Source organism: Haemophilus aegyptius, from assembly GCF_900475885.1.
Lineage (GTDB): Bacteria > Pseudomonadota > Gammaproteobacteria > Enterobacterales > Pasteurellaceae > Haemophilus > Haemophilus influenzae.
This window is the reverse complement of the sequence record NZ_LS483429.1, coordinates 1,714,985-1,736,689: the sequence shown is the minus strand read 5'-3', so window position 1 is coordinate 1,736,689 and position 21,705 is coordinate 1,714,985. Positions and strand designations below refer to the sequence as shown.

At 37.5% G+C, this 21,705-nt stretch carries 17 protein-coding genes and 2 pseudogenes; 11 read left to right on the top strand and 8 right to left on the bottom strand.

Annotated elements, in window-relative coordinates; genetic code table 11:
* The 7 genes from prc (at window position 1) to odhB (ending at window position 10,427) form a co-directional block, all read left to right on the top strand.
* On the top strand, window positions 1-2,082 hold the full coding sequence (gene prc / locus DQN49_RS08985; RefSeq protein ID WP_032826274.1) for a carboxy terminal-processing peptidase: 2,082 nt from the start codon (window positions 1-3) through the stop codon (window positions 2,080-2,082).
* Window positions 2,083-2,155: 73 nt separating this feature from the next.
* A complete protein-coding gene (locus DQN49_RS08980; RefSeq protein ID WP_011272730.1) occupies window positions 2,156-3,625 on the top strand; it encodes a L,D-transpeptidase family protein in 1,470 nt (489 codons plus the stop codon).
* Between the two features lie 15 nt (window positions 3,626-3,640).
* Window positions 3,641-4,201: a YcbK family protein gene (locus DQN49_RS08975; protein WP_006995839.1), complete on the top strand. Its 561-nt coding sequence runs from the start codon at window positions 3,641-3,643 to the stop codon at window positions 4,199-4,201.
* Window positions 4,202-4,252: 51 nt separating this feature from the next.
* On the top strand, window positions 4,253-5,008 hold the full coding sequence (locus tag DQN49_RS08970; RefSeq protein WP_013527576.1) for a TatD family hydrolase: 756 nt from the start codon (window positions 4,253-4,255) through the stop codon (window positions 5,006-5,008).
* Window positions 5,009-5,017: 9 nt separating this feature from the next.
* Window positions 5,018-5,656: an MBL fold metallo-hydrolase gene (locus DQN49_RS08965; RefSeq protein ID WP_005650080.1), complete on the top strand. Its 639-nt coding sequence runs from the start codon at window positions 5,018-5,020 to the stop codon at window positions 5,654-5,656.
* Window positions 5,657-6,285: 629 nt separating this feature from the next.
* Window positions 6,286-9,093, top strand: a complete 2,808-nt coding sequence (gene sucA / locus DQN49_RS08960) for a 2-oxoglutarate dehydrogenase E1 component (RefSeq protein ID WP_032826275.1) — start codon at window positions 6,286-6,288, stop codon at window positions 9,091-9,093.
* 104 nt (window positions 9,094-9,197) lie between these two features.
* Complete coding sequence (odhB, locus tag DQN49_RS08955; RefSeq protein WP_006995842.1) at window positions 9,198-10,427, top strand: 2-oxoglutarate dehydrogenase complex dihydrolipoyllysine-residue succinyltransferase; 1,230 nt, start codon at window positions 9,198-9,200, stop codon at window positions 10,425-10,427.
* 116 nt (window positions 10,428-10,543) lie between these two features.
* Here the strand turns inward: odhB and nrdB are convergent, their stop codons facing one another.
* The 6 genes from nrdB to DQN49_RS08925 form a co-directional block, all read right to left on the bottom strand.
* A complete protein-coding gene (gene nrdB / locus DQN49_RS08950) occupies window positions 10,544-11,674 on the bottom strand; it encodes a class Ia ribonucleoside-diphosphate reductase subunit beta (protein ID WP_005650087.1) in 1,131 nt (376 codons plus the stop codon).
* Between the two features lie 142 nt (window positions 11,675-11,816).
* A complete protein-coding gene (nrdA, locus tag DQN49_RS08945) occupies window positions 11,817-14,087 on the bottom strand; it encodes a class 1a ribonucleoside-diphosphate reductase subunit alpha (RefSeq protein WP_006995843.1) in 2,271 nt (756 codons plus the stop codon).
* Between the two features lie 254 nt (window positions 14,088-14,341).
* A complete protein-coding gene (gene dolP, locus DQN49_RS08940) occupies window positions 14,342-14,923 on the bottom strand; it encodes a division/outer membrane stress-associated lipid-binding lipoprotein (protein WP_006995844.1) in 582 nt (193 codons plus the stop codon).
* Between the two features lie 56 nt (window positions 14,924-14,979).
* The gene (locus tag DQN49_RS08935; RefSeq protein WP_006995845.1) at window positions 14,980-15,564 is read right to left on the bottom strand and encodes a D-sedoheptulose-7-phosphate isomerase; all 585 of its coding nucleotides are present in this window, start codon (window positions 15,562-15,564) and stop codon (window positions 14,980-14,982) included.
* Between the two features lie 12 nt (window positions 15,565-15,576).
* Entirely contained in the window at window positions 15,577-15,936 is a 360-nt protein-coding gene (locus DQN49_RS08930; protein WP_005654204.1) for a YraN family protein, read from the bottom strand.
* Window positions 15,936-17,663: a penicillin-binding protein activator gene (locus DQN49_RS08925; RefSeq protein ID WP_006995846.1), complete on the bottom strand. Its 1,728-nt coding sequence runs from the start codon at window positions 17,661-17,663 to the stop codon at window positions 15,936-15,938. Before DQN49_RS08925 ends, DQN49_RS08930 begins: the two co-directional genes overlap by 1 nt.
* A 71-nt stretch (window positions 17,664-17,734) precedes the next feature.
* Here DQN49_RS08925 and rsmI point away from each other — a divergent pair, with 71 nt between their 5' ends.
* The 3 genes from rsmI to DQN49_RS08910 all read left to right on the top strand — a co-directional run bounded on the left by rsmI (window position 17,735) and on the right by DQN49_RS08910 (window position 20,803).
* A complete protein-coding gene (gene rsmI / locus DQN49_RS08920; protein ID WP_006995847.1) occupies window positions 17,735-18,586 on the top strand; it encodes a 16S rRNA (cytidine(1402)-2'-O)-methyltransferase in 852 nt (283 codons plus the stop codon).
* 101 nt (window positions 18,587-18,687) lie between these two features.
* A complete protein-coding gene (tldD, locus tag DQN49_RS08915) occupies window positions 18,688-20,136 on the top strand; it encodes a metalloprotease TldD (RefSeq protein WP_006995848.1) in 1,449 nt (482 codons plus the stop codon).
* A 115-nt stretch (window positions 20,137-20,251) separates the two neighbouring features.
* Window positions 20,252-20,803 carry an NlpC/P60 family protein gene (locus DQN49_RS08910; protein ID WP_006995849.1) on the top strand — a complete coding sequence of 184 codons (552 nt, stop codon included), beginning with the start codon at window positions 20,252-20,254 and terminating at the stop codon, window positions 20,801-20,803.
* A gap of 82 nt (window positions 20,804-20,885) precedes the next feature.
* Here the strand turns inward: DQN49_RS08910 and DQN49_RS10300 are convergent.
* Window positions 20,886-21,107 (bottom strand): annotated as a pseudogene (locus DQN49_RS10300) (IS3 family transposase); the annotation flags it as partial.
* Between DQN49_RS10300 and DQN49_RS10490 the strand changes: the two are divergent.
* A pseudogene (locus DQN49_RS10490) lies at window positions 21,108-21,296 on the top strand (Hpt domain-containing protein); the annotation flags it as partial.
* 45 nt (window positions 21,297-21,341) lie between these two features.
* Here the strand turns inward: DQN49_RS10490 and DQN49_RS10620 are convergent.
* Window positions 21,342-21,542, bottom strand: coding sequence for a type I restriction endonuclease subunit R, EcoR124 family (locus tag DQN49_RS10620; RefSeq protein ID WP_324185943.1), 201 nt, complete (start codon window positions 21,540-21,542; stop codon window positions 21,342-21,344).
* Window positions 21,543-21,705 lie beyond the last annotated feature (163 nt).

Sequence of the window (21,705 nt, the reverse complement as noted above, 5' to 3'; positions counted from 1 at the left end):
ATGAAATTTAAAATGTCAAAAAATGTGATTTGTTATGCGTGGTTATCGGTGTGTTTGAGCGGAGCAATTCCTGCATTTGCTGTACAACCTACATTAAAACCAAGTGACATTAGTATTCCAGCGATAAGTGAAGAAAGCCAGTTGGCAACTAAGCGTGCAACGACAAGATTAACTCAATCCCATTATCGTAAGATTAAATTAGATGATGATTTTTCCGAGAAAATTTTTGATCGTTATATTAAAAATTTAGATTTTAGCCACAATACTTTTTTGCAGTCTGATATAGACGAACTTCGTCAAAAATATGGTACTAAGTTAGATGAACAATTGAATCAAGGCGATCTTTCTGCGGCGTTTGACATTTATGATGTAATGATGAAACGTCGCTATGAACGTTATACTTATGCGTTATCTTTATTAGATAAAGAGCCTGATTTAAATGGTCAAGATCAAATTGAAATTGATCGTGAAAAAGCGGCTGCGCCACAAACTGAAGCTGATGCGAATAAACTTTGGGATGCTCGCGTAAAAAATGACATTATTAATCTTAAATTAAAAGATAAAAAATGGTCAGAAATCAAAGCAAAGCTTACAAAACGCTATAATTTAGCCATTCGTCGTTTAACGCAAACAAAAGCAGACGATATTGTTCAAATTTATTTGAATGCTTTTGCACGTGAAATTGATCCTCACACCAGTTATCTTTCCCCAAGAACAGCAAAAAGTTTTAATGAAAGTATAAATCTTTCTTTGGAAGGCATTGGGACTACTTTACAATCAGAAGATGATGAAATTAGCATCAAATCTCTTGTACCTGGTGCGCCAGCGGAACGTAGTAAAAAGCTGCATCCTGGGGATAAAATCATTGGTGTTGGGCAAGCAACAGGCGATATTGAAGACGTTGTTGGTTGGCGTTTAGAAGATTTGGTAGAAAAAATTAAAGGGAAAAAAGGCACTAAAGTTCGCTTAGAAATTGAGCCTGCTAAAGGGGGAAAATCACGTATTATTACTTTGGTTCGTGATAAAGTCCGTATTGAAGATCAAGCGGCTAAACTAACCTTTGAAAAAGTGTCAGGAAAAAACATTGCGGTAATAAAAATTCCAAGTTTTTATATTGGATTAACCGAAGATGTCAAAAAACTACTGGTTAAATTAGAAAATCAAAAAGCTGAGGCTCTTATTGTTGATTTACGTGAAAATGGCGGTGGTGCATTAACGGAAGCGGTGGCGTTAAGTGGTTTATTTATTGCCGATGGCCCTGTTGTGCAGGTTCGCGATGCTTATCAGCGTATTCGTGTTCATGAAGATGATGATGCTACGCAACAATATAAGGGGTTATTATTTGTGATGATTAATCGTTACAGTGCTTCCGCATCAGAAATTTTTGCTGCAGCAATGCAAGATTATCGTCGAGGTATTATCATCGGGCAAAATACTTTTGGTAAAGGTACGGTGCAACAGAGTCGTTCGTTAAATTTTATCTATGATTTAGATCAGAGTCCGTTGGGTGTTTTGCAATATACTATTCAAAAATTTTATCGCGTTAATGGTGGTTCAACCCAATTAAAAGGTGTTGCAGCAGATATTAATTTTCCTGAAATTATAGATGCGAAAGAATATGGGGAAGATAAAGAAGATAATGCGCTTGCTTGGGATAAAATCCCATCAGCGAGTTATATGGAAGTAGGAAATATCGATTATATTGATAATGCAGTAAATATTCTAAATGAAAAACATCTTTCTCGTATTGCTAAAGATCCTGAATTTGTTGCATTGAATGAAGAATTGAAAGTGCGAAATGAACGCCGAGATCGAAAATTTCTATCATTGAATTATAAAATGCGTAAAGCAGAGAATGATAAAGATGATGCAAGACGTTTAAAAGATTTGAACGAACGTTTTAAACGTGAGGGTAAGAAAGCATTGAAAGATATTGATGATTTGCCGAAAGATTACGAAGCACCAGATTTCTTCTTAAAAGAAGCTGAAAAAATAGCAGCTGATTTCGTTATTTTTAATTCAGATCAGAAAATTAATCAAGCAAACGGCCTATCCGAAGCAAAAACGGAAAGTAAAAAATAAATACTAAATGGTTTTGACCGCACTTTGTTTGAGAAAAGCAACAAGTGCGGTGATTTTAATAAAGGTTTAGGAAATGGTAGTGTTTAAAAGCACCTTAAAGTTATCATTATTCGCCTTATCATTATCTATGATGATGTCGGGTTGTGTTTTAGTAGGTTTGAGCAAAAATGACCAATCTAAATCATTGTACGGCATTAATCTTTCCCATTTGTCACTCGCAGAAAGAAAAGAGCTTGAAGAAGCTATTTATGCGGATCAGCAACGTTTAACGGAAGAAAAACAAACATTGCTTAATATGACGCTAACACACGAAATAGGCGATCATAAGTTACAATTTAAGCCTTTACTCGCGCGTTTATATGCATCTCGTAAATATGCCCCGTTATGGACTGACAATGCGGCAGCTCGTCAATTGTTACGTGATTATGCGGCAATGGTGGCAAGCGGTATTTCAAAATCGTCGGCAACTTCACTAGAAACATTGGCATTGGTAGAACAACAAGGCGGATTGGTTTATGATGTGTTATTAAGTGATATTTTGTTAGATTACTTATATTACACACAAAATGTTCGTTCTCAAGCATCTAATTGGTTGTATTCATCTGCTCAGTATCAAGCACAACAGCCTGAAAATGATCATATTCAACGCTGGTTAAGTGCGGTGGAAAATAATCAACTTCTTGATTTCATACAAAGTTTAGCGGGAGAAAATCATTTATATCGCCAAACAGTTCAATCATTGCCGATGTTTATTCCGACTTCTAAAGAATCAAATATTGCTCAAAAATTGGCAATGAATGCACAGCGTTTACGTGTGATTCCTGATTTTCATAATGGAATTTTTGTGAATATTCCAAGCTATAAATTACAGTATTATCGTGATGGCGATTTAATTTTAGAATCTCGGGTAATTGTTGGCACAGATTCGCGCAGGACACCTGTAATGTATAGCAAATTAAGTAATGTGGTTGTAAATCCACCTTGGAATGCGCCAATTCGCTTAATTAATGAAGATTTATTGCCAAAAATGAAAGCCGATCCAAATTATATTACGGAGCATAATTATTCAATTTTAGATAATCAAGGCAATGTTGTTGATCCTGCTTCTATTGATTGGGAATCTATTGGTAATAAATTTCCTTATCGAGTTCGACAAGCGGCTGGCGATAGTGCGTTAGGTAATTATAAATTTAATATGCCAAGTTCTGATGCAATTTATTTACACGATACGCCAAATCGCGGATTGTTTAATCGTAAAAATCGAGCGTTAAGTTCTGGTTGTGTGCGTGTTGAAAAATCTGATCAATTGGCAAGTATTTTATTAAAAGAAGCAGGTTGGACAGAAACTCGAAAAAATACAGTATTAGCAAGTAAAAAAACCACTTCTGCGCCGATACGCTCGGATAATCCTGTTTTTTTATATTATGTTACAGCGTGGATTGAAAACGGAAATATTGTAAATTTACCTGATATTTATGGTTATGATCGTCAGATTAATCTTGCTGAGATTAATTGGGATCTCGTAAAAAAATATCTTCAATAAAATAAGGGAGCTATAATGAATTATGTGGATCAGAATAAACGAAAATGGTTATCGCTGGGCGGTATTGCGTTAGGAATATCTATTTTACCAAATTCTGTATTAGCAATGGTTTCAGCACCTAAACCTCGTATTTTAACTTTCCGCAACATTAATACGGGCGAAAGATTAAGTGGCGAGTTTTCTTTAGCAAAAGGTTTTTCGCCTGCGATGTTAAAAAAATTGGATTATTTAATGCGTGATAAAAGGACAAATCAAGTGCATAAAATGGATCCAAATTTATTCCATAAATTTTATAATATCCAAACTAATTTAGGCTTACGCAATGCTGAAATTGAAGTAATTTGTGGTTATCGTTCAGTCGCTACTAATGCAATGCGTCGTCGCCAAAGTCGTGGCGTAGCGAAAAATAGTTATCACATTAAAGGAAAAGCCATTGATTTTCGTATTGCGGGTGTGCCTTTGATTAAAGTGAAATCTTCTGCGGAAAGTCTGCGAAATGGTGGAGTGGGTTATTATCCAACTAGTAATTTCATTCACGTAGATACAGGTCCTGTGAGAACTTGGAAAGGCGTGTAAAACAAATGTAAAATTAACCGCACTTTTGTGCGGTTTTTCATTGGAAAAGATATGTTATTTGACAGCCATCTTCATTTAGACCAACTCTCTGATGAGAATATTCAGCAAACACTTGCTCATTCAAAGATTATAGGTATGCTTGCGGTGAGTACTAATCTCAACAGTGCCAAAAAACTGCTGAATTTAAAACAGACTTACCCAAAGAAACTTTATATTGCAGCTGGTTTTCATCCTGAACAGCAATTACCTAGTTTAGAAGAACAAAAAGAATTATTTCAATGGATTGACGAACATTATTCATCGATTTCTGCCATTGGCGAGGTGGGCTTGCCACATTATTCTAAACGAGAAAATCCGAATTTAGATTACGTGCCTTACATTGAATTACTTGAACGCTTTATTCTGATAGCGAAAAAATGGGATTTACCGTTAAATTTGCATATTGTACATAACGATGTAGAAATTGCCCTTGAATTATTGCAGAAACACAAAATTCAGCGGGCTCACTTTCACTGGTTTAAGACAGATGAAAAATCTTTTCAGAAATTTTTCTCTACCCCCTATTTTGCAAGCCTAACCCCTGATATTTTATGGAACCCTAAAACCCAATATGTCGCACAACATTTACCCTTAAATCGCTTGATGATTGAAACGGATAGCCCTTGGCAACACGAAGGATTTGAAAGTGCGGTAATTTCTGAGCAATTATTTGCAGTAGCGAAGAAAGTAGCTGAATTAAAGTCTTTGCCATTACATTCTGTTCAAAAGCAAATCCTTTTGAATACTCAACAGTTTTATCGATTATAAGGAGTAAAAATGAATATCGAAATTATCCCTGTTACCGCATTCCAACAAAATTGTTCTTTGATTTGGGATGATGAAAAAAATGCCGCAATTATTGACCCAGGTGGCGAAGCCGAACGCCTAATTCAACGCATTGAAGAACTGGATTTAAATCTCAAAGTGATTTTGATTACCCATGGTCATTTAGATCACGTTGGTGCTGCAATGCAATTAAAACAACATTTTGGCGTTGAAATTTGGGGTTCTAATGAAAAAGATAAATTTTTATTTGAGAGTTTACCCGAGCAAGCCCAACGTTTTGGCTTGCCAAATATTGACGCTTTTTTGCCTGATCGTTGGTTTAATCAAGAAGGTGAAATTTTAAAATTAGATGGCTTTAATTTCGAGATTTTACATTTACCAGGGCATACACCTGGGCATATTGGTTTCATTGAACATGAGAAAAAAGTGGCATTTACAGGCGATGTATTATTTCAAGGCGGAATTGGTCGCACCGATTTCCCTCGCGGGGATTATGAAACATTGATTTCTTCAATTCGAACAAAACTATTACCATTGAATGACGATCTTATTATTATCGCTGGACACGGATCTTACACAACCATTGGGCAAGAAAAGCGGAGCAATCCATTTTTAAATCCTAAATCTTAAATCCTAAATTCTTGGAGGTTATTGATCAACCAAGTGCAAAATAAATGATCAATTAGCCTAAAAGTGCGGTAAATTTTTTCCACGTTTTTTATTTAATTTCCAAAATGTGAAGTAGCTCACATTTTTGAAATTATTTTCTGTTACAACCAACGCCCTCAATTATTTTCTTGACAAAGGAGCAAAACAATGAAAATCATTAAGCAAGCAAAATAGTCTAATCCGCCTTTCTTTAATCAGTCTACTTATTCCCACTTCTTTTTATTCTGTTCAACCTTTTGCTGCAACTCCTACGTGGAAGCCTGCCTATGGTAAAGCGAATGGTGATGCAGAGTGAAAAAGTTAGAAAAAGGCAAAACGCAGCTCTTTCATCAAGTGGTTATTCTGGCGGTGGAGCAAGCGTAGGATTTATGTGGTAATACTTTGAAGTTTTAAAAACACAGGTAAAAATAACCGCACTTTGTTTAAGAGATGAAGTGCGGTTTTTATTATTTGAAATACAAAGAGTTTGAACTAGATCACAAATTTGTAACAATTTCTGATAAGAGGCTTATTTCCGTTGCAATCCTATGTATAATGCGTAAAAAATGGAGCGAAAATATTGCTTCAAATATCATAATAAAGAGGTAATTATGCAGCAGAACAAGGCGTTTGATGATTGGTTAGCCAGCACAGCATTAGGCGGTGCAAATCAATCCTATATAGAAGAACTTTATGAAAGCTATTTGAGTGATCCACAGTCGGTGGAGGAAAGCTGGCGAAAAACCTTTGATTCTTTGCCAAAAACCACCGCACTTGAACAGCCCCATACTCCAGTGCGAGATTATTTTCGTCGCTTAGCGCGAGAAAACCATAATGAAGCGGTGACAGTGATAGATCCTGCTGCTGGTGCAAAATTAGTGAAAGTTCTACAATTTATCAATGCCTATCGTTTTCGTGGCCATTTAGAGGCTAATCTTGATCCTCTCAATTATTATCGTTGGAAAGTATCTTCTGTCCCTGAATTAGATTATCGCCATCACGGTTTTACTGAACAAGATCTCAACGAAACTTTCAATATAAATCATTACGTTTATAAACGCGATACCATTAAACTTGGCGAATTAGCTCAAATGTTGAAAGAAACATATTGTGGCTCAATTGGCTTGGAGTTTATGCACGTGCAGGATATGGAGCAGAAAATATGGCTTCAGAGTAAAATGGAAAGCCTGTTAGATAAACCGATTTTTACATCTGAAGAACGTGTCAATTTTCTTCGTGAACTTACGGCAGCAGACGGTTTAGAACGTTATCTTGGTGCGAAATTCCCTGGGGCGAAACGCTTTTCTTTAGAAGGAAGTGATGCGTTTATTCCATTGATGAAAGAAATTATTCGCCATGCTAGTCGTCAAGGGGTAAATGATGTGGTAATGGGAATGGCACACCGTGGGCGTTTGAATATGCTTGTGAATGTATTAGGTAAAAAGCCTGAAAATTTATTCGATGAATTTGCAGGTAAACATTCCAGTGAACGTACGGGGGATGTGAAATATCATCAAGGTTTTTCTTCTGATTTTGCCGTGGATGATAAGAGAGTCCACTTAACGTTGGCATTTAATCCATCTCATTTGGAAATCGTAAGCCCTGTTGTGATTGGTTCTGTTCGATCTCGACAAACTCGTATGAATGATACAGAACATAGCAAAGTGCTTGCTATTACTGTTCACGGAGATTCAGCTGTGGCAGGACAGGGGGTTGTTCAAGAAACATTGAATATGTCAAATGCCCGTGGTTATAGTGTGGGCGGTACTATTCGCATCGTGATTAATAACCAAATTGGTTTTACGACATCCAATCCTAATGATACGCGCTCTACAGAATATTGCACCGATATTGCGAAAATGATTCAAGCACCGATTATTCATGTTAATGGCGATGATCCTGAAGCGGTTGCTTTTGCTGCGCGTATGGCGGTGGAATATCGTAATTTATTCAAACGAGATATTTTTATTGATTTAATTTCTTATCGTCGCCATGGTCATAACGAGGCAGATGAACCATTAGCCACTCAACCAATGATGTATAGCATCATCAAAAAACATCCTACACCGCGTAAAGTTTATGCAGATCGCTTAGTTTCAGAAGGCGTGATGACTGAAGAACAAGTTACCGAGATGGCGAATGATTATCGCGATGCGCTAGATAATGGCGATCGCGTGGTATCTGAATGGCGAGAAATGGATACGGCAAAAATGGATTGGTTGCAATATCTCAATTATGATTGGACTGCACCGTATGAAAGCAAATTTTCACAGGAACGTTTTTTAACGCTTGCTAAACGTGTATGTGAATATCCAGAAAGTTTACGTGCGCATCCTCGCGTAGAAAAAATCTATAATGATCGTAAAGCAATGTATCAAGGCGAAAAATTGCTCGACTGGGGTATGGCTGAAACCATGGCTTATGCAACCTTACTTGATGAAGGTGTTAATGTTCGTTTATCAGGTGAAGATGCGGGGCGTGGAACCTTTTTCCATCGTCATGCCGTTGTGCATAATCAAAATGATGGTACGGGGTATGTACCATTAACACATTTACACGCCAATCAAGGTCGTTTTGAAGTATGGGATTCGGTACTTTCTGAAGAATCTGTTCTTGCTTTTGAATATGGCTACGCAACAACAGATCCAAAAACTTTAACCATTTGGGAAGCGCAATTTGGCGATTTTGCTAATGGTGCGCAAATTGTTATCGACCAATTTATTAGCTCTGGCGAACAAAAATGGGGCAGAATGTGTGGTTTAGTTATGTTATTGCCTCATGGCTATGAGGGACAAGGCCCTGAACATTCTTCCGCACGTCTTGAACGTTATTTGCAACTTTGCGCAGAACAAAATATGCAAGTTTGCGTGCCATCAACGCCAGCACAGGTGTATCACATGTTGCGCCGTCAGTCTTTACGTAAAATGCGCCGTCCATTGATTGCCATTTCCCCAAAATCTTTACTACGTCATCCATTGGCAGTGTCCAGTTTAGACGAGTTGATTAATGGAGCTTTCCAAACGGTAATCGGAGAAATTGATGAGCTTGATCCTAAAGATGTAAAACGTGTGGTAATGTGTTCAGGTAAAGTTTATTACGATTTACTTGAACAACGTCGTGCGAATAATCAGAAAGATGTGGCGATTATTCGTATTGAGCAGCTTTATCCATTCCCGCATGAGGATGTGAAGAAAGCGCTTGAGCCTTATGCGCATGTCACGGATTATGTATGGTGCCAAGAAGAACCACTTAACCAAGGGGCTTGGTATTGCAGCAAACATAATTTTGAATCAGCAATTCCAGAATCCGTTAAACTCAAATATGCAGGGCGTCCAGCTTCAGCTTCGCCAGCTGTGGGTTATATGTCGCTTCATACTAAGCAGCAAAAGCAGTTAGTGGAAGATGCGTTGAGTTTTTAAAGTGCGGTTAATTTAATAAAGGTTTTACATCTTTGCTTTCCTCTGTAAATAGGGAGCCAAGATAATTAAGATATATAGTAAAAAAGAAGAAAAGGAAAAATAAAATGACAATCGAAATTCTTGTTCCAGACCTACCTGAATCAGTTGCTGATGCAACTGTTGCTACTTGGCATAAAAAACTGGGCGATACAGTGAAACGTGATGAAGTTATTGTGGAAATTGAAACGGATAAAGTTGTGCTAGAAGTTCCCGCACTTTCTGATGGTGTACTGGCTGAAGTTGTTCAAGCTGAGGGCGAAACAGTGGTGAGTAAACAGTTGCTAGGAAAAATTTCTACGGCTCAAGAAGGAGATGTCAGTTCAGCGACGTTAAAAGCAACGAATGAACCCACACCATCAGATCGTCAAAATGCAGCGATTGAAAATAGTCATAATCATAATGCGGATCAGAGCCCTGCAATTCGTCGTTTATTAGCAGAACATGATTTACAAGCAGATCAAATTCAAGGTTCGGGTGTGGGGGGGCGTTTAACACGTGAAGATATTGAACGTGAAATTGCAAAACGACAAGCACAGCAAGTGAAACAAGAAGCTGCCACTGAGCAAAATACAATTAGTACGGTGGCTTATAGCGCACGTTCTGAAAAACGTGTGCCAATGACCCGTTTGCGTAAACGTATTGCTGAACGTTTACTTGAAGCCAAAAATAGTACGGCGATTCTTACCACTTTCAATGAAGTGGATATGCAGCCGATAATGACTCTGCGTAAAACCTACGGCGAAAAATTTGAAAAACAACATTCAGTACGTTTAGGATTTATGTCTTTTTATATTAAAGCGGTTGTGGAAGCATTAAAACGTTATCCTGAAGTGAATGCTTCTATTGATGGGGATGATGTTGTTTACCATAACTATTTTGATATTAGTATTGCGGTTTCGACTCCTCGTGGATTAGTCACACCAGTGCTTCGTGATTGCGATAAGCTCAGTATGGCAGAGATCGAAAAACAAATTAAAGCATTAGCTGAAAAAGGTCGTGATGGCAAATTAACAGTAGAAGATCTTACTGGCGGCAATTTTACCATCACAAATGGTGGCGTGTTCGGTTCTCTTATGTCCACTCCAATTATCAATCCACCACAAAGTGCGATTTTAGGAATGCACGCTATTAAAGAACGCCCGATTGCACTTAATGGTCAAGTTGTGATTCGTCCTATGATGTACCTTGCTTTATCTTACGATCATCGTTTAATTGACGGCCGTGAATCTGTTGGTTTCTTGGTAACGATTAAAGAATTATTGGAAGATCCAACAAGATTGTTATTAGAAATCTAAGAAATAAAAGGCTTTCTGTGTTAGAAAGCCTTTTAAAATGAACAAAAAATTAACCGCACTTTAAATATTTAAAAAGAATATTCCAAAGTGCGGTTAGTTTTTTTATGTGTTTTTAATTAGAGAGAAAAATCGTCAAAATCATTCGTATCGACTTTTGAGTCAATTTGACCGACAAGATAAGAGCTTACTTCTACTTCTTGTGGTGCAACCTGTACGTTATCTGACACTAACCAAGCGTTAATCCAAGGAATTGGATTTGAACGTGTTTGGAATGGTAGTGGCAATCCAACAGCTTGCATACGGATATTAGTAATATATTCTACGTATTGAACTAAAATATCTCTGTTGAGGCCGATCATAGAACCGTCTTTAAATAGATAATCAGCCCACGCTTTTTCTTGTTCTGCCGCTGCAACAAATAAGTCATAGGCTTCTTGTTTACATTCTTCCGCAATTTCTGCCATTTCAGGATCGTCTTGGCCTGCAGCCATAATATTTAAAATATGCTGTGTACCTGTTAAATGCAAGGCTTCATCACGTGCGATAAATTTAATAATTTTTGCATTCCCTTCCATTAAACGACGTTCTGCAAAAGCAAATGAACAAGCGAAAGAAACGTAGAAACGAATTGCTTCAAGTGCATTCACGCTCATTAGGCAAAGGTAAAGTTGTTTTTTCAAACTACGTAAAGTTACGACGCATTCTTTGCCATCTACGGTATAAGTGCCTTCGCCGTATAAGCCATAAAGTTGGCTATCACGGATTAAATCATCGTAGTAAGATGAAATATCTTGTGCACGTTTGATGATTTCTTCGTTAGTTACAATGTCATCAAATACGATAGAGGGATCGTTCACAATATTACGAATAATATGTGTGTAAGAGCGAGAGTGGATGGTTTCAGAGAATGTCCAAGTTTCAATCCAAGTTTCTAATTCAGGAATAGACACTAAAGGCAATAATGCCACGTTCGGGCTACGACCTTGAATAGAATCCAATAAGGTTTGATATTTTAAGTTGCTGATGAAAATGTGTTTTTCGTGTTCAGGCAATGCTGCGTAGTCGATACGGTCTTGCGATACATCTACTTCTTCTGGACGCCAGAAAAAAGAAAGTTGTTTTTCAATCAGCTTCTCAAACGTCTCGTATTTTTGTTGATCGTAACGTGCAACATTAACGTTTTGACCAAAGAACATTGGTTCTTTTAATTGATCGTTTTTATTTTGGGAAAAAGTGGTGTATGCCATTTTATTTATCCTTTTAAATAGAAGTTATCATTTATTTAGCTTTCCCTGTTTATCAGGGGAAACTATCAAAGACTGAGGAATGTATCCTAATTCGTTATGTCGTGCTATTTTCCCCATAAGTTGGGGAAGACAATAGGGGCGTTTAAATTTTGCAAGCACCACCAGCACAGCCGTCATCAAGATCTTCTTGAACATCTTCGGCACCGTCGCGGGTATTTTGATAGTAAAGGGTTTTTAAACCGTATTTGTAAGCGGTTAATAAATCTTTTAACAACACTTTCATTGGTACTTTGCCGTCTTCAAAACGTTTTGGATCATAGTTTGTGTTTGCAGAGATCGCTTGATCCACGAATTTTTGCATAATACCGACTAAGTGTAAGTAGCCGTCATTACTTGGAATATCCCAAAGTAATTCATAGTTATCCATTAAATTTTCATATTCAGGTACAACTTGTTTTAAGATACCATCTTTTGATGCTTTAATACTTACGTGACCGCGTGGTGGCTCAATACCATTAGTCGCATTGGAAATCTGCGATGATGTTTCTGATGGCATTAAGGCAGTTAATGTTGAGTTACGTAAACCAAATTCTTGAATATCTTTACGTAAACTTTCCCAATCATAATGTAGAGGCTCTTGTGTTAAGGAATCTAAATCTTTCTTATAGGTATCAATCGGTAAAATGCCTTTTGCATAAGTGGTTTCATTGAAGTATTCACACGCACCTTGCTCTTTTGCTAAGTTCATAGAGGCTTTCAATAAATAATATTGAATGGCTTCAAAAGTGCGGTGTGTTAAATCGTTGGCTGAACCATCAGAATAGCGAACACCATTTTTCGCAAGGTAATACGCATAGTTAATGACCCCAATACCGAGTGAACGGCGTGCAAGTGAGCTACGTTTTGCTGCCACAACAGGGTAATCTTGATAGTCTAATAAGGCATCAAGAGAACGAACCGCAAGATCCGCAAGTTCTTCTAATTCATCTAAGTTTTCAATTTTACCTAAGTTAAAAGCGGAAAGTGTACAAAGTGCAATTTCCCCATTTTCATCGTTAATGTGCTGAAGCGGTTTAGTTGGTAATGCAATTTCTAAGCATAAGTTAGATTGACGAACTGGAGCCACTTGTGGATCAAACGGAGAGTGGGTATTACAGTGATCCACGTTTTGAATGTAAATTCGACCCGTTGATGCCCGTTCTTGCATTAATAAAGAAAAGATTTCAACTGCTTTAACAGTACGCTTACGGATAGTTGGATCTTGTTCGTATTTTACGTAAAGTTCTTCAAATTTGTCTTGATCCGCAAAGAATGCTTCATAAAGTCCAGGTACATCTGATGGACTAAATAAAGTAATCTCGCCACCTTTAATTAAACGTTGATACATTAATTTGTTTAACTGGACGCCATAATCCATATGACGAACACGGTTGTCTTCTACACCACGGTTATTTTTTAATACGAGCAAGTTTTCTGCTTCTAAGTGCCAAATTGGGTAATAAAGTGTTGCTGCACCGCCACGAACGCCACCTTGTGAGCAAGATTTAACTGCAGTTTGGAAATATTTATAGAATGGAATACAACCTGTATGGAATGCTTCTCCACCACGAATTTCGCTACCTAATGCACGAATAGCCCCTGCATTAATACCAATCCCTGCACGTTGTGAAACATATTTTACAATAGCTGATGCTGTTGCATTGATTGAATCTAAACTGTCATCACATTCAATTAATACGCAAGAGCTGAACTGACGAGTTGGTGTACGCACACCCGCCATAATTGGTGTAGGTAAGGAAATTTTGAAAGTCGATGTGGCATCGTAGAAACGTTTTACATAATCCAAACGTGTTTCTTTTGGATATTTAGAGAATAGACTTGCGGAAACCAGCAAATATAAGAATTGTGCAGACTCGTAGATTTCTCCAGTCACACGGTTTTGTACTAAATATTTACCCTCCAATTGCTTCACTGCAGCATAAGAAAACGTCATATCACGCCAATGATCGATGAAGCCGTCCATTGCGTCCCATTCTTCACGAGTATAATCATCTAATAACGCTTGATCATATTTTTCCATACGTACTAGTTTTTTGACGTGATCGTATAAACGAGGGGGATCGAAATGACCATAGGCTTTTTTACGTAAATGGAAAATCGCTAAACGAGCAGCTAAATATTGATAATCTGGCGAATCTTTGCTGATTAAATCTGCGGCTGCTTTAATAATGGTTTCGTGGATGTCTGAAGTGCGAATGCCTTCATAAAATTGAATATGTGAACGAAGTTCTACTTGAGAAACAGAAACATTGTCTAGTCCTTCAGCAGCCCACGTAATCACACGATGGATTTTATCAAGATTGATTTGTTCTTGCGTACCGTCACGCTTTGTAACCATTAAACTTTTATTCATTGTATTAGCCTTCTTGTTGTTATTTAAAACAGGATTTAAAACACAAGATATAGTGTTTTTATGAAAACGATGCACAAGATAATGTGTTTGAGAAAAGATCGCAAGTAATAAATTTTTTGATTTGATTCTTGACAATAGATAACTTATTTAAAAATAAATGGTTTTTGTGAGAATAAAAATTAAAATTTTTTATTTAGAAAAATAAGAAAAAGTGCGGTAAAAATTTGTTGAATTTTTCACCGCACTTTGAAGGATTAGTCTAGGTATTTGAATACTTTAATTACTTTTTTCACGCCGCTGATTTTGCTGGCAATGTCGGCTGCCGCATTGGCTTGAGATTGTGTGACGTTACCCAGTAAAAATACTTCTCCATTTTCACTAATCACTTTGACATCTGTGGCTTTAACTCGACCATCAACGAACATCTTAGATTTGACTTGCGTTGTGAGCCAACTATCTTTACTGATTTGTGCAAAAGAGATTTTTGGGCTAACAGTTAGTTCATTATAAACTTCATTGACACCTTTAACACCCTTTGCAAGAGCTGTGGCAGTGTCTTTTACATCACTATTAGGAACTTGACCTATTAAAAGTACTCGGCCATTGTAAGACACTGCATTTACACGGCCTTCAGCCTTAATTTGGGCATCTTTTTCTACAGCATTTTCTACTTTAAATTCGAAGGTTTCATCATCAATTTGTGTCCCTGTCGTTCGGGGATCGGTAGCTACTTTAGCTGCTACAGCACCACCTCCAATCACAGCTGCAACACAGCCTTGTAGAAAAATAGTCGCTCCAAGCAGGATAGCGAGTTTTTTTAACGGGGATAATGTCATAATTAACTCCTTTTTAGATTAAATTACTATTAGTTTGAAAGTGATTTATTTTCCTGTCAAGCACTTGGGAATAAAGTCTGATCAACCAATTCACAAAGTGCATTAATCACAAAAAGATGGTTCTCTAAGATACGACTTTCTTTGGTGGCTGGGATTGATATTTCTAGATCCTTATCTGCTAAAATTCCTTGAATGGCATCGTTGTTAGAGCCAGTTAGCACAATAACATTAACTTCTTTGCTGACAGCGTGGGAAATAGTATTTAGCACGATTTTTTCTGTCCCCAAAGGTGCAAAAGCAATAAGTAAGTCGCCCGATTTTGCAATGGCATTAAATTGATGACAATACAATTCTTCAGGCGATTGTTCAAAAACAAGTGAAGAACCCACCGCACTTTCTAAGCTCAATAACACAGACGGGAAGCTCGGTCTAACTAAATCATATCGATTAAGTAAGTTTGAGACGAGAAACTGTGCATTAGCATAAGAACGCGAGACGCCACAGGCGATAACCTTATTACCGCCTAATAAACATTGCATTACCATTTGTGTGGCGTTGGTAATATTTTCAGAAAGCATATTTGATGCTGCAATTTGAATTTGAATACTTTCGCTATAAATATCTTTTACTTTTTGTAACATTATAAAAAGCCATTAATCGAGAAAATTAGGAATCCATTGAATATCTTGAGGTGTTTTGCCAAAAGCGATTAAATCAAAGCGGCAATTAGCATCTTCTAAGCTCATATTTTGTTTTGCAAGCCATAAATTTGCGGCATCTAACCATTTTTGTTGTTTTCGCCAATCTACGCTTTCTATAGCAGAACCATAGGCGGAATGACTTCGTTGGCGAACTTCAACAAAGACGATAGTTTCTTTGTCATTCATTATTAGATCAAGTTCACCACATTTGAAATTTTGATTAGCCGCAATAAATGTTAAGCCTTTTGATTCTAAAAAAAGGCGAGCTTGATGCTCAAAGCTCGCCCCTTGCTGACGTTTTAAAGAAAACATTAGTTTGCAACTGGTACAATTGCACCATCTTGATATTGATACCAAGTCATATCGCGTTCAACATTACAGTTGGTATCAGCACTTAAAATCCCCGTTAAGCCACTCAAGCGATAGCCTGGCACTTGGCGTAATTCATTAAATTGATTAATGAGCAACCACGCATCCGCACCCATTGCATATAAACGCATCAATTGATATTCGCCCCCCGTGGATTTTGCTAACTTCTGATATTGTGGAGAATTGGTATCTTTAAAAAATGGAATATCACTAAACTGTACACCGTTCATCTGTGCGATGAAGTCAGCATTAGTGTTTGTCGCACTTGCGCTTGCTCGAGAACTGGCATAAATCGCTAAATTAGGTACGATATTTGTTAAATAACCTTTCATTTCTGCCAGTTCAGTTGGACTTGCTACGGTATAAAGTGCGGTTGTATTTGAGTTATTTTCTTGAACGAAATAGGTCACATCCGCAGGCAAATTGTAGTAACGGATATTCGCATCAGTACCTGCTAATTGCTGCCAACGTACATTAAAGGCATTGCCTACGCGTTGTCCTAAATCATTTTGCGGCATTGCGACAAGTGGATTACGCACGCCATCGTTCCACATTTTATTGGCGGCAGATTCAGCTTCATCTTCTGGCGAAAGTCCGTAATAACAAAGTTGAGGAATCGCACGAGAATGTGGTGTGGCATTTAATGCAAGCACATCCATACCTTGAATTTGAGCAGGATCCGCTAAAATCACATCAAGATTTTGTTTTAGTAATGGGCCAACTAAGGTTTTAATCCCCGCTTGTTTTGCTTGCGCAATGATATCTTGTACAGAATTCATTGAGGTATCAAACACTTGCACTGGAATGGTTGAGTTACCTTTCGCGTCGTTGAAACCCGATTGAATGGTTATGCCAAGAATTTGTCCGTCACCACTTAATGGCAAGAGTAAACCAATTTGTGACACATTCGTTTGTTGAAAATTAAGCAATGTAAGCAATTCTTTTGGGAACAGCGTTGCGGCTGCATGATTTGGATAAGCATTTTTCCAACTTTGTAAGGCTTGGCTTAATTGTACAGGCTGACGAATATAATCGTTGTAGGCTTTGATTAATGTTAGCCAACCGCCTAAAGCTGCATTACCTTCATCAGAGGCATTATTAATAACGCCAGTATTCGCTGAACGCAATAAAGCCCAAGTTTTATCAATATTATCTTGACGACGTTGTACATCTGTTAAATTCTTATCCATTTCTATCCGCGCTTTTACCGCTTCAATCATGTCTTTACGGTTTTCGGCAACAATAGCTAAGGTTTCGTAATAACGAGATTTTTGTGACGGGCTTAGTTTATTTAAATCCAATGCACGTAATTGATTTTGCGCGACTTCATTGGCATTTTTTGCAGCAGAAATTCTCGCTTCAATTAATGCACGATCTAATTTTTGCGCATTATTTAATTCGCCTAATTCCCTCAATAACGCTGCCGATTGTTTAACCTTATTTTCACGGATTAACACTCGAGCCGCGAGCAATTTATAGGTTTGTTGATCTTCAAGTTCTTGCGTTTGCCCTAATTTGTTTATATAAAATTCAGAACTTGCATTTGCATCTTTTTGTAAGGTTTGCGTGAAATTGCTACCAAGTAGATTTGAACAGCCAGCTAAAGCCATTGACAATAAAATTGGCATTAAACGTTTTTTAAAACGTTCGCCTTGTAATAGAATAGACATCTTTGCTCCATCATAAACAGACAATAGTTGTAGCAAATCTTACTTATCTCATAACTTAAAAGCAAACAAAAATGACTGATTTAACCGGAATTTTATACATTGTTGCCACACCCATTGGCAATTTACAGGATATTACCCAGCGTGCTTTAGAGACTTTTGCTCAAGTGGATTTAATTGCAGCAGAAGATACTCGCCATAGTGGACTTTTATTGGGCCATTACGGCATTAAGAAGCCATTTTTTGCTTTGCACGATCATAACGAACAAGAAAAAGCCCATATTTTGGTGGAAAAGCTCAAGCAGGGGAGTAATATTGCCTTGATTTCTGATGCGGGGACGCCATTAATCAGTGACCCTGGTTTTCATTTAGTACGCCAATGCCGTGAAGCTGGCATTCGAGTTGTGCCTTTGCCAGGAGCTTGTGCGGCAATTACCGCTCTTTGTGCATCGGGGATTGCTTCTGATAGATTTTGTTTTGAGGGTTTTTTACCCGCGAAAAGTAAAGCGCGCAAAGATAAATTAGAAAATATCGCAGAAGAAGACCGCACTTTGATTTTTTATGAATCCACTCACCGTATTTTAGATACACTAGAAGATATGCAAGCGGTGCTAGGGGAAGAACGATACATTGTGTTAGCCCGTGAAATGACTAAAACTTGGGAAACGATTACGGGGAATACGATTAAAAATTTACGCGAATGGCTTTTAGAAGATCCCAATCGTACAAAAGGCGAGATGGTTTTGATTGTGGAAGGCAAACCAAAGTCTGACAATAACGATAAAATTTCGCCGCAAGCGGTAAAGGCACTTGAGTTAATTGCAGAAGAATTGCCACTTAAAAAAGCAGCAGCTATAGTTGCTGAGTTGTATGGTTATAAGAAGAATGCTTTGTATCAATTTGGATTAGCGCATTTGGAAAAATAACCTCAAAATCAACCGCACTTTATTAATCCGATTTTAATCTGTGCTGTTGTATTAAACGGATACAAGCACTCACAAGATATTTACTTTAGACTGGAAAAAATATGTTAAACCAAGTTTCAAATACATTACTGACACCAAGTAATCTTTCAACTCAAACATTACTCAATATTTTTGACATTATGTCGCATCGCAATATTGATTATGCCGATCTGTATTTTCAACTTAGCCAAGATGAAAGTTGGGTATTAGAAGACGGCATTATAAAAGAAGGCGGTTTTCATATTGATCGTGGCGTTGGCGTTCGGGCTGTTTCTGGCGAGAAAACGGGGTTTGCTTATGCCGATCAAATTAATCTTGCTTCTTTGCAGCAATGTGCGGAGGCGGTAAAGGGGATCGCGCAAGTCAAACAGGGGAATTTGATTTCGCCATCCGCTTTTAATGTTGTAAATCCTATTGCTCGTTATGCGGCGATTAATCCTTTGGAAAGTTTGACTAAAGAGAAAAAAATTGAGCTATTACATTTGGTTGATCGTACAGCGCGCGCAGAAGATCATCGTGTAACCAAGGTTTCAGCAAGCCTCAGTTCCGTTTATGAAGAAGTATTAATTATGGCGACAGATGGCACATTAGCCGCAGATATTCGTCCTTTAGTTCGCTTATCTATTTCTGTGTTAGTAGAGGAAAATCGAAAACGTGAACGAGGAAGTTGTGGTTCTGGTGGGCGTTTCGGTTTAGATTGGTTCTTTGAAGTTGTTGATGGCGATATTAGAGCAGTACTTTTTGCTAAAGAAGCGGTTCGTCAAGCCTTAGTAAACCTTAGTGCAGTTGCAGCACCCGCAGGATTAATGCCTGTTGTATTAGGTGCGGGTTGGCCGGGCGTGTTGCTACACGAAGCGGTAGGTCACGGTTTAGAAGGCGATTTTAACCGTAAAGAAAGTTCACTTTTTACAGGCAAGATTGGTGAGCAAGTGACTTCACCGTTATGTACGATTGTGGATGATGGCACGATTGAAAATCGTCGAGGTTCACTAACTATTGATGATGAAGGTGTGCCAAGCCAGTGCAATGTACTCATCAAAGACGGGATTTTGCAAGGTTACATGCAAGATAAAATGAATGCCCGTTTAATGGGCGTAGCACCTACGGGGAATGGACGACGTGAGTCTTACGCCCATTTACCAATGCCTCGAATGACTAACACCTATATGCTTGCTGGACAAAGTCAGTTTGATGATTTGATTGCTTCTGTAAAACAGGGCATTTATGCACCGCACTTTGGTGGAGGGCAAGTGGATATTACCTCTGGTAAATTTGTATTTTCCACTTCAGAAGCTTATTTAATTGAAAAAGGAAAAATCACGAAACCAGTTAAGGGTGCAACTTTAATTGGCAGTGGCATTGAAGTGATGCAAAAAATTTCTATGGTTGCAGATAAATCAGAGCTTGATTTAGGTATCGGAGTTTGTGGTAAAGAGGGGCAAAGTGTACCTGTTGGCGTAGGACAGCCAGCACTAAAAATTGATGAAATTACTGTTGGTGGAACAAATTAAGTCAAATTTGTGTAAAAGATCACAAAAATTCCATTAGAATTGGATTTTTACTGGCAATTTTATTCAAATTTTGATAGTCTCTGCAAAATTTTATTTCTTTTAATTATTTGAAATTATGTTGAAAAGAATTTTAGTTATTATTGGTTTAGCTGTATTAGCAACCGCTTGTTCTAATGCACCACGAACGGTAAGTCATCAGGTTATTTCAGAAAATGATGATATTCAATTAACTGGTTTAATTAATAATTTAGAAAAAGATAATCGAACAGGCATTTTTCACAAAGTGAGAACAAACCGTTCCTCTGCTTTGATGGGCGATAAGGCTCTAGCCAGTGTTTATAATGAATGGGTTGGCACTCGCTATCGTATGGGCGGTACGACTAAACGTGGTATTGATTGTTCAGCATTTATGCAAACTACTTTTTCTGAAGTTTTTGGTATTGAATTGCCTCGTTCTACGGCTGAACAGCGTCATTTAGGTAGAAAAATTAATAAATCAGAACTTAAAAAAGGCGATTTAGTTTTCTTCCGTAAAAATAATCACGTTGGTATTTATATTGGTAATAACCAATTTATGCATGCAAGTACAAGGCAAGGCGTGACAATAAGTTCCCTTAATGAAAAATATTGGGCTAGAACCTACACTCAATCGCGTCGTATTATGTAATGAAAAAGAAAAGCGAACATTAAGTTCGGTTTTTTTGATCAGTTTATTGATAAATGATCTGACCCCAAAAAGTTAGACTTATTTAGCTCAAGGACTGAGTTCTGCCATTCACAGGGCTCAGTCTTTAGCCTCTTCTGAATACGCTCATGGAGCTTTTTTTCCAGTTATTAAAACATCTAAAGAAGCTTTCCATTCTACTGTTATCTAAACAATTTCCCTTCCTTGACATACTTTGAATGCCATTCTCCCTGAGTATGTGTTGATAATCTATCATCTGATATTGCTAACCTTGGTCGGAATGTAAATTTTAAAAAATTTATCTTTATTCAAACAAACCATGCCTAATTATCTTACTCAATTATCAAAAGATAATATGAAAGAAACAGAAAATACTGTTCATAAAATTAAAAGAGTAGCAGCATAGGTAGGGTTAAATCATTTATGTAAATTAGCGGATACTTTAGAAAGTGCGGCTAAAAATTCTGATGTTTTTTTATTGTGCTTAAAATTCACTTCAAAAACTACCTCATCCCAATTCCTAATTGATGGTCGACTTTGCTTTTTCCTCGCCAGCTTTTTGATAACCAAGCCAATCTCGAATGTTGTTGTAAGTCGAGTGATAATTTTGAATATTACGTTCGTTTGGCATATCAATAAGTTGTATTTCAGTAAAAGTTTCGTTTGTTAAATAATATTTTTCTTTATCTTTAAAGGTTTCAACGGATTTTGCATTGCTGATATTGAGTGATTGAAATACCCATACAGCACTGAACCTATCATAAAGAGAGAATTTTCTTTATATGCAGAGCAGTTCCAAAAACACCGATTAAAGCCTAAAATATCCTTATCCAAATGGGAATTATTCTGTTATAGTACTATTAATTCTTGTTACAAGAGGATAA

Bases quoted from the DNA above. Each gene is read 5' to 3' on its own strand.
- DQN49_RS08980 (WP_011272730.1), top strand. From the start codon at position 2,156: ATGGTAGTGTTTAAAAGCACCTTAAAGTTATCATTATTCGCCTTATCA.
- DQN49_RS08935 (WP_006995845.1), bottom strand. From the start codon at position 15,564: ATGTTACAAAAAGTAAAAGATATTTATAGCGAAAGTATTCAAATTCAA.
- prc (WP_032826274.1), top strand. From the start codon at position 1: ATGAAATTTAAAATGTCAAAAAATGTGATTTGTTATGCGTGGTTATCG.
- DQN49_RS08925 (WP_006995846.1), bottom strand. From the start codon at position 17,663: ATGTCTATTCTATTACAAGGCGAACGTTTTAAAAAACGTTTAATGCCA.
- rsmI (WP_006995847.1), top strand. From the start codon at position 17,735: ATGACTGATTTAACCGGAATTTTATACATTGTTGCCACACCCATTGGC.
- DQN49_RS08930 (WP_005654204.1), bottom strand. From the start codon at position 15,936: ATGTTTTCTTTAAAACGTCAGCAAGGGGCGAGCTTTGAGCATCAAGCT.
- DQN49_RS08975 (WP_006995839.1), top strand. From the start codon at position 3,641: ATGAATTATGTGGATCAGAATAAACGAAAATGGTTATCGCTGGGCGGT.
- nrdB (WP_005650087.1), bottom strand. From the start codon at position 11,674: ATGGCATACACCACTTTTTCCCAAAATAAAAACGATCAATTAAAAGAA.
- DQN49_RS08965 (WP_005650080.1), top strand. From the start codon at position 5,018: ATGAATATCGAAATTATCCCTGTTACCGCATTCCAACAAAATTGTTCT.
- DQN49_RS08910 (WP_006995849.1), top strand. From the start codon at position 20,252: ATGTTGAAAAGAATTTTAGTTATTATTGGTTTAGCTGTATTAGCAACC.
- sucA (WP_032826275.1), top strand. From the start codon at position 6,286: ATGCAGCAGAACAAGGCGTTTGATGATTGGTTAGCCAGCACAGCATTA.
- tldD (WP_006995848.1), top strand. From the start codon at position 18,688: ATGTTAAACCAAGTTTCAAATACATTACTGACACCAAGTAATCTTTCA.
- DQN49_RS08970 (WP_013527576.1), top strand. From the start codon at position 4,253: ATGTTATTTGACAGCCATCTTCATTTAGACCAACTCTCTGATGAGAAT.
- dolP (WP_006995844.1), bottom strand. From the start codon at position 14,923: ATGACATTATCCCCGTTAAAAAAACTCGCTATCCTGCTTGGAGCGACT.
- odhB (WP_006995842.1), top strand. From the start codon at position 9,198: ATGACAATCGAAATTCTTGTTCCAGACCTACCTGAATCAGTTGCTGAT.
- nrdA (WP_006995843.1), bottom strand. From the start codon at position 14,087: ATGAATAAAAGTTTAATGGTTACAAAGCGTGACGGTACGCAAGAACAA.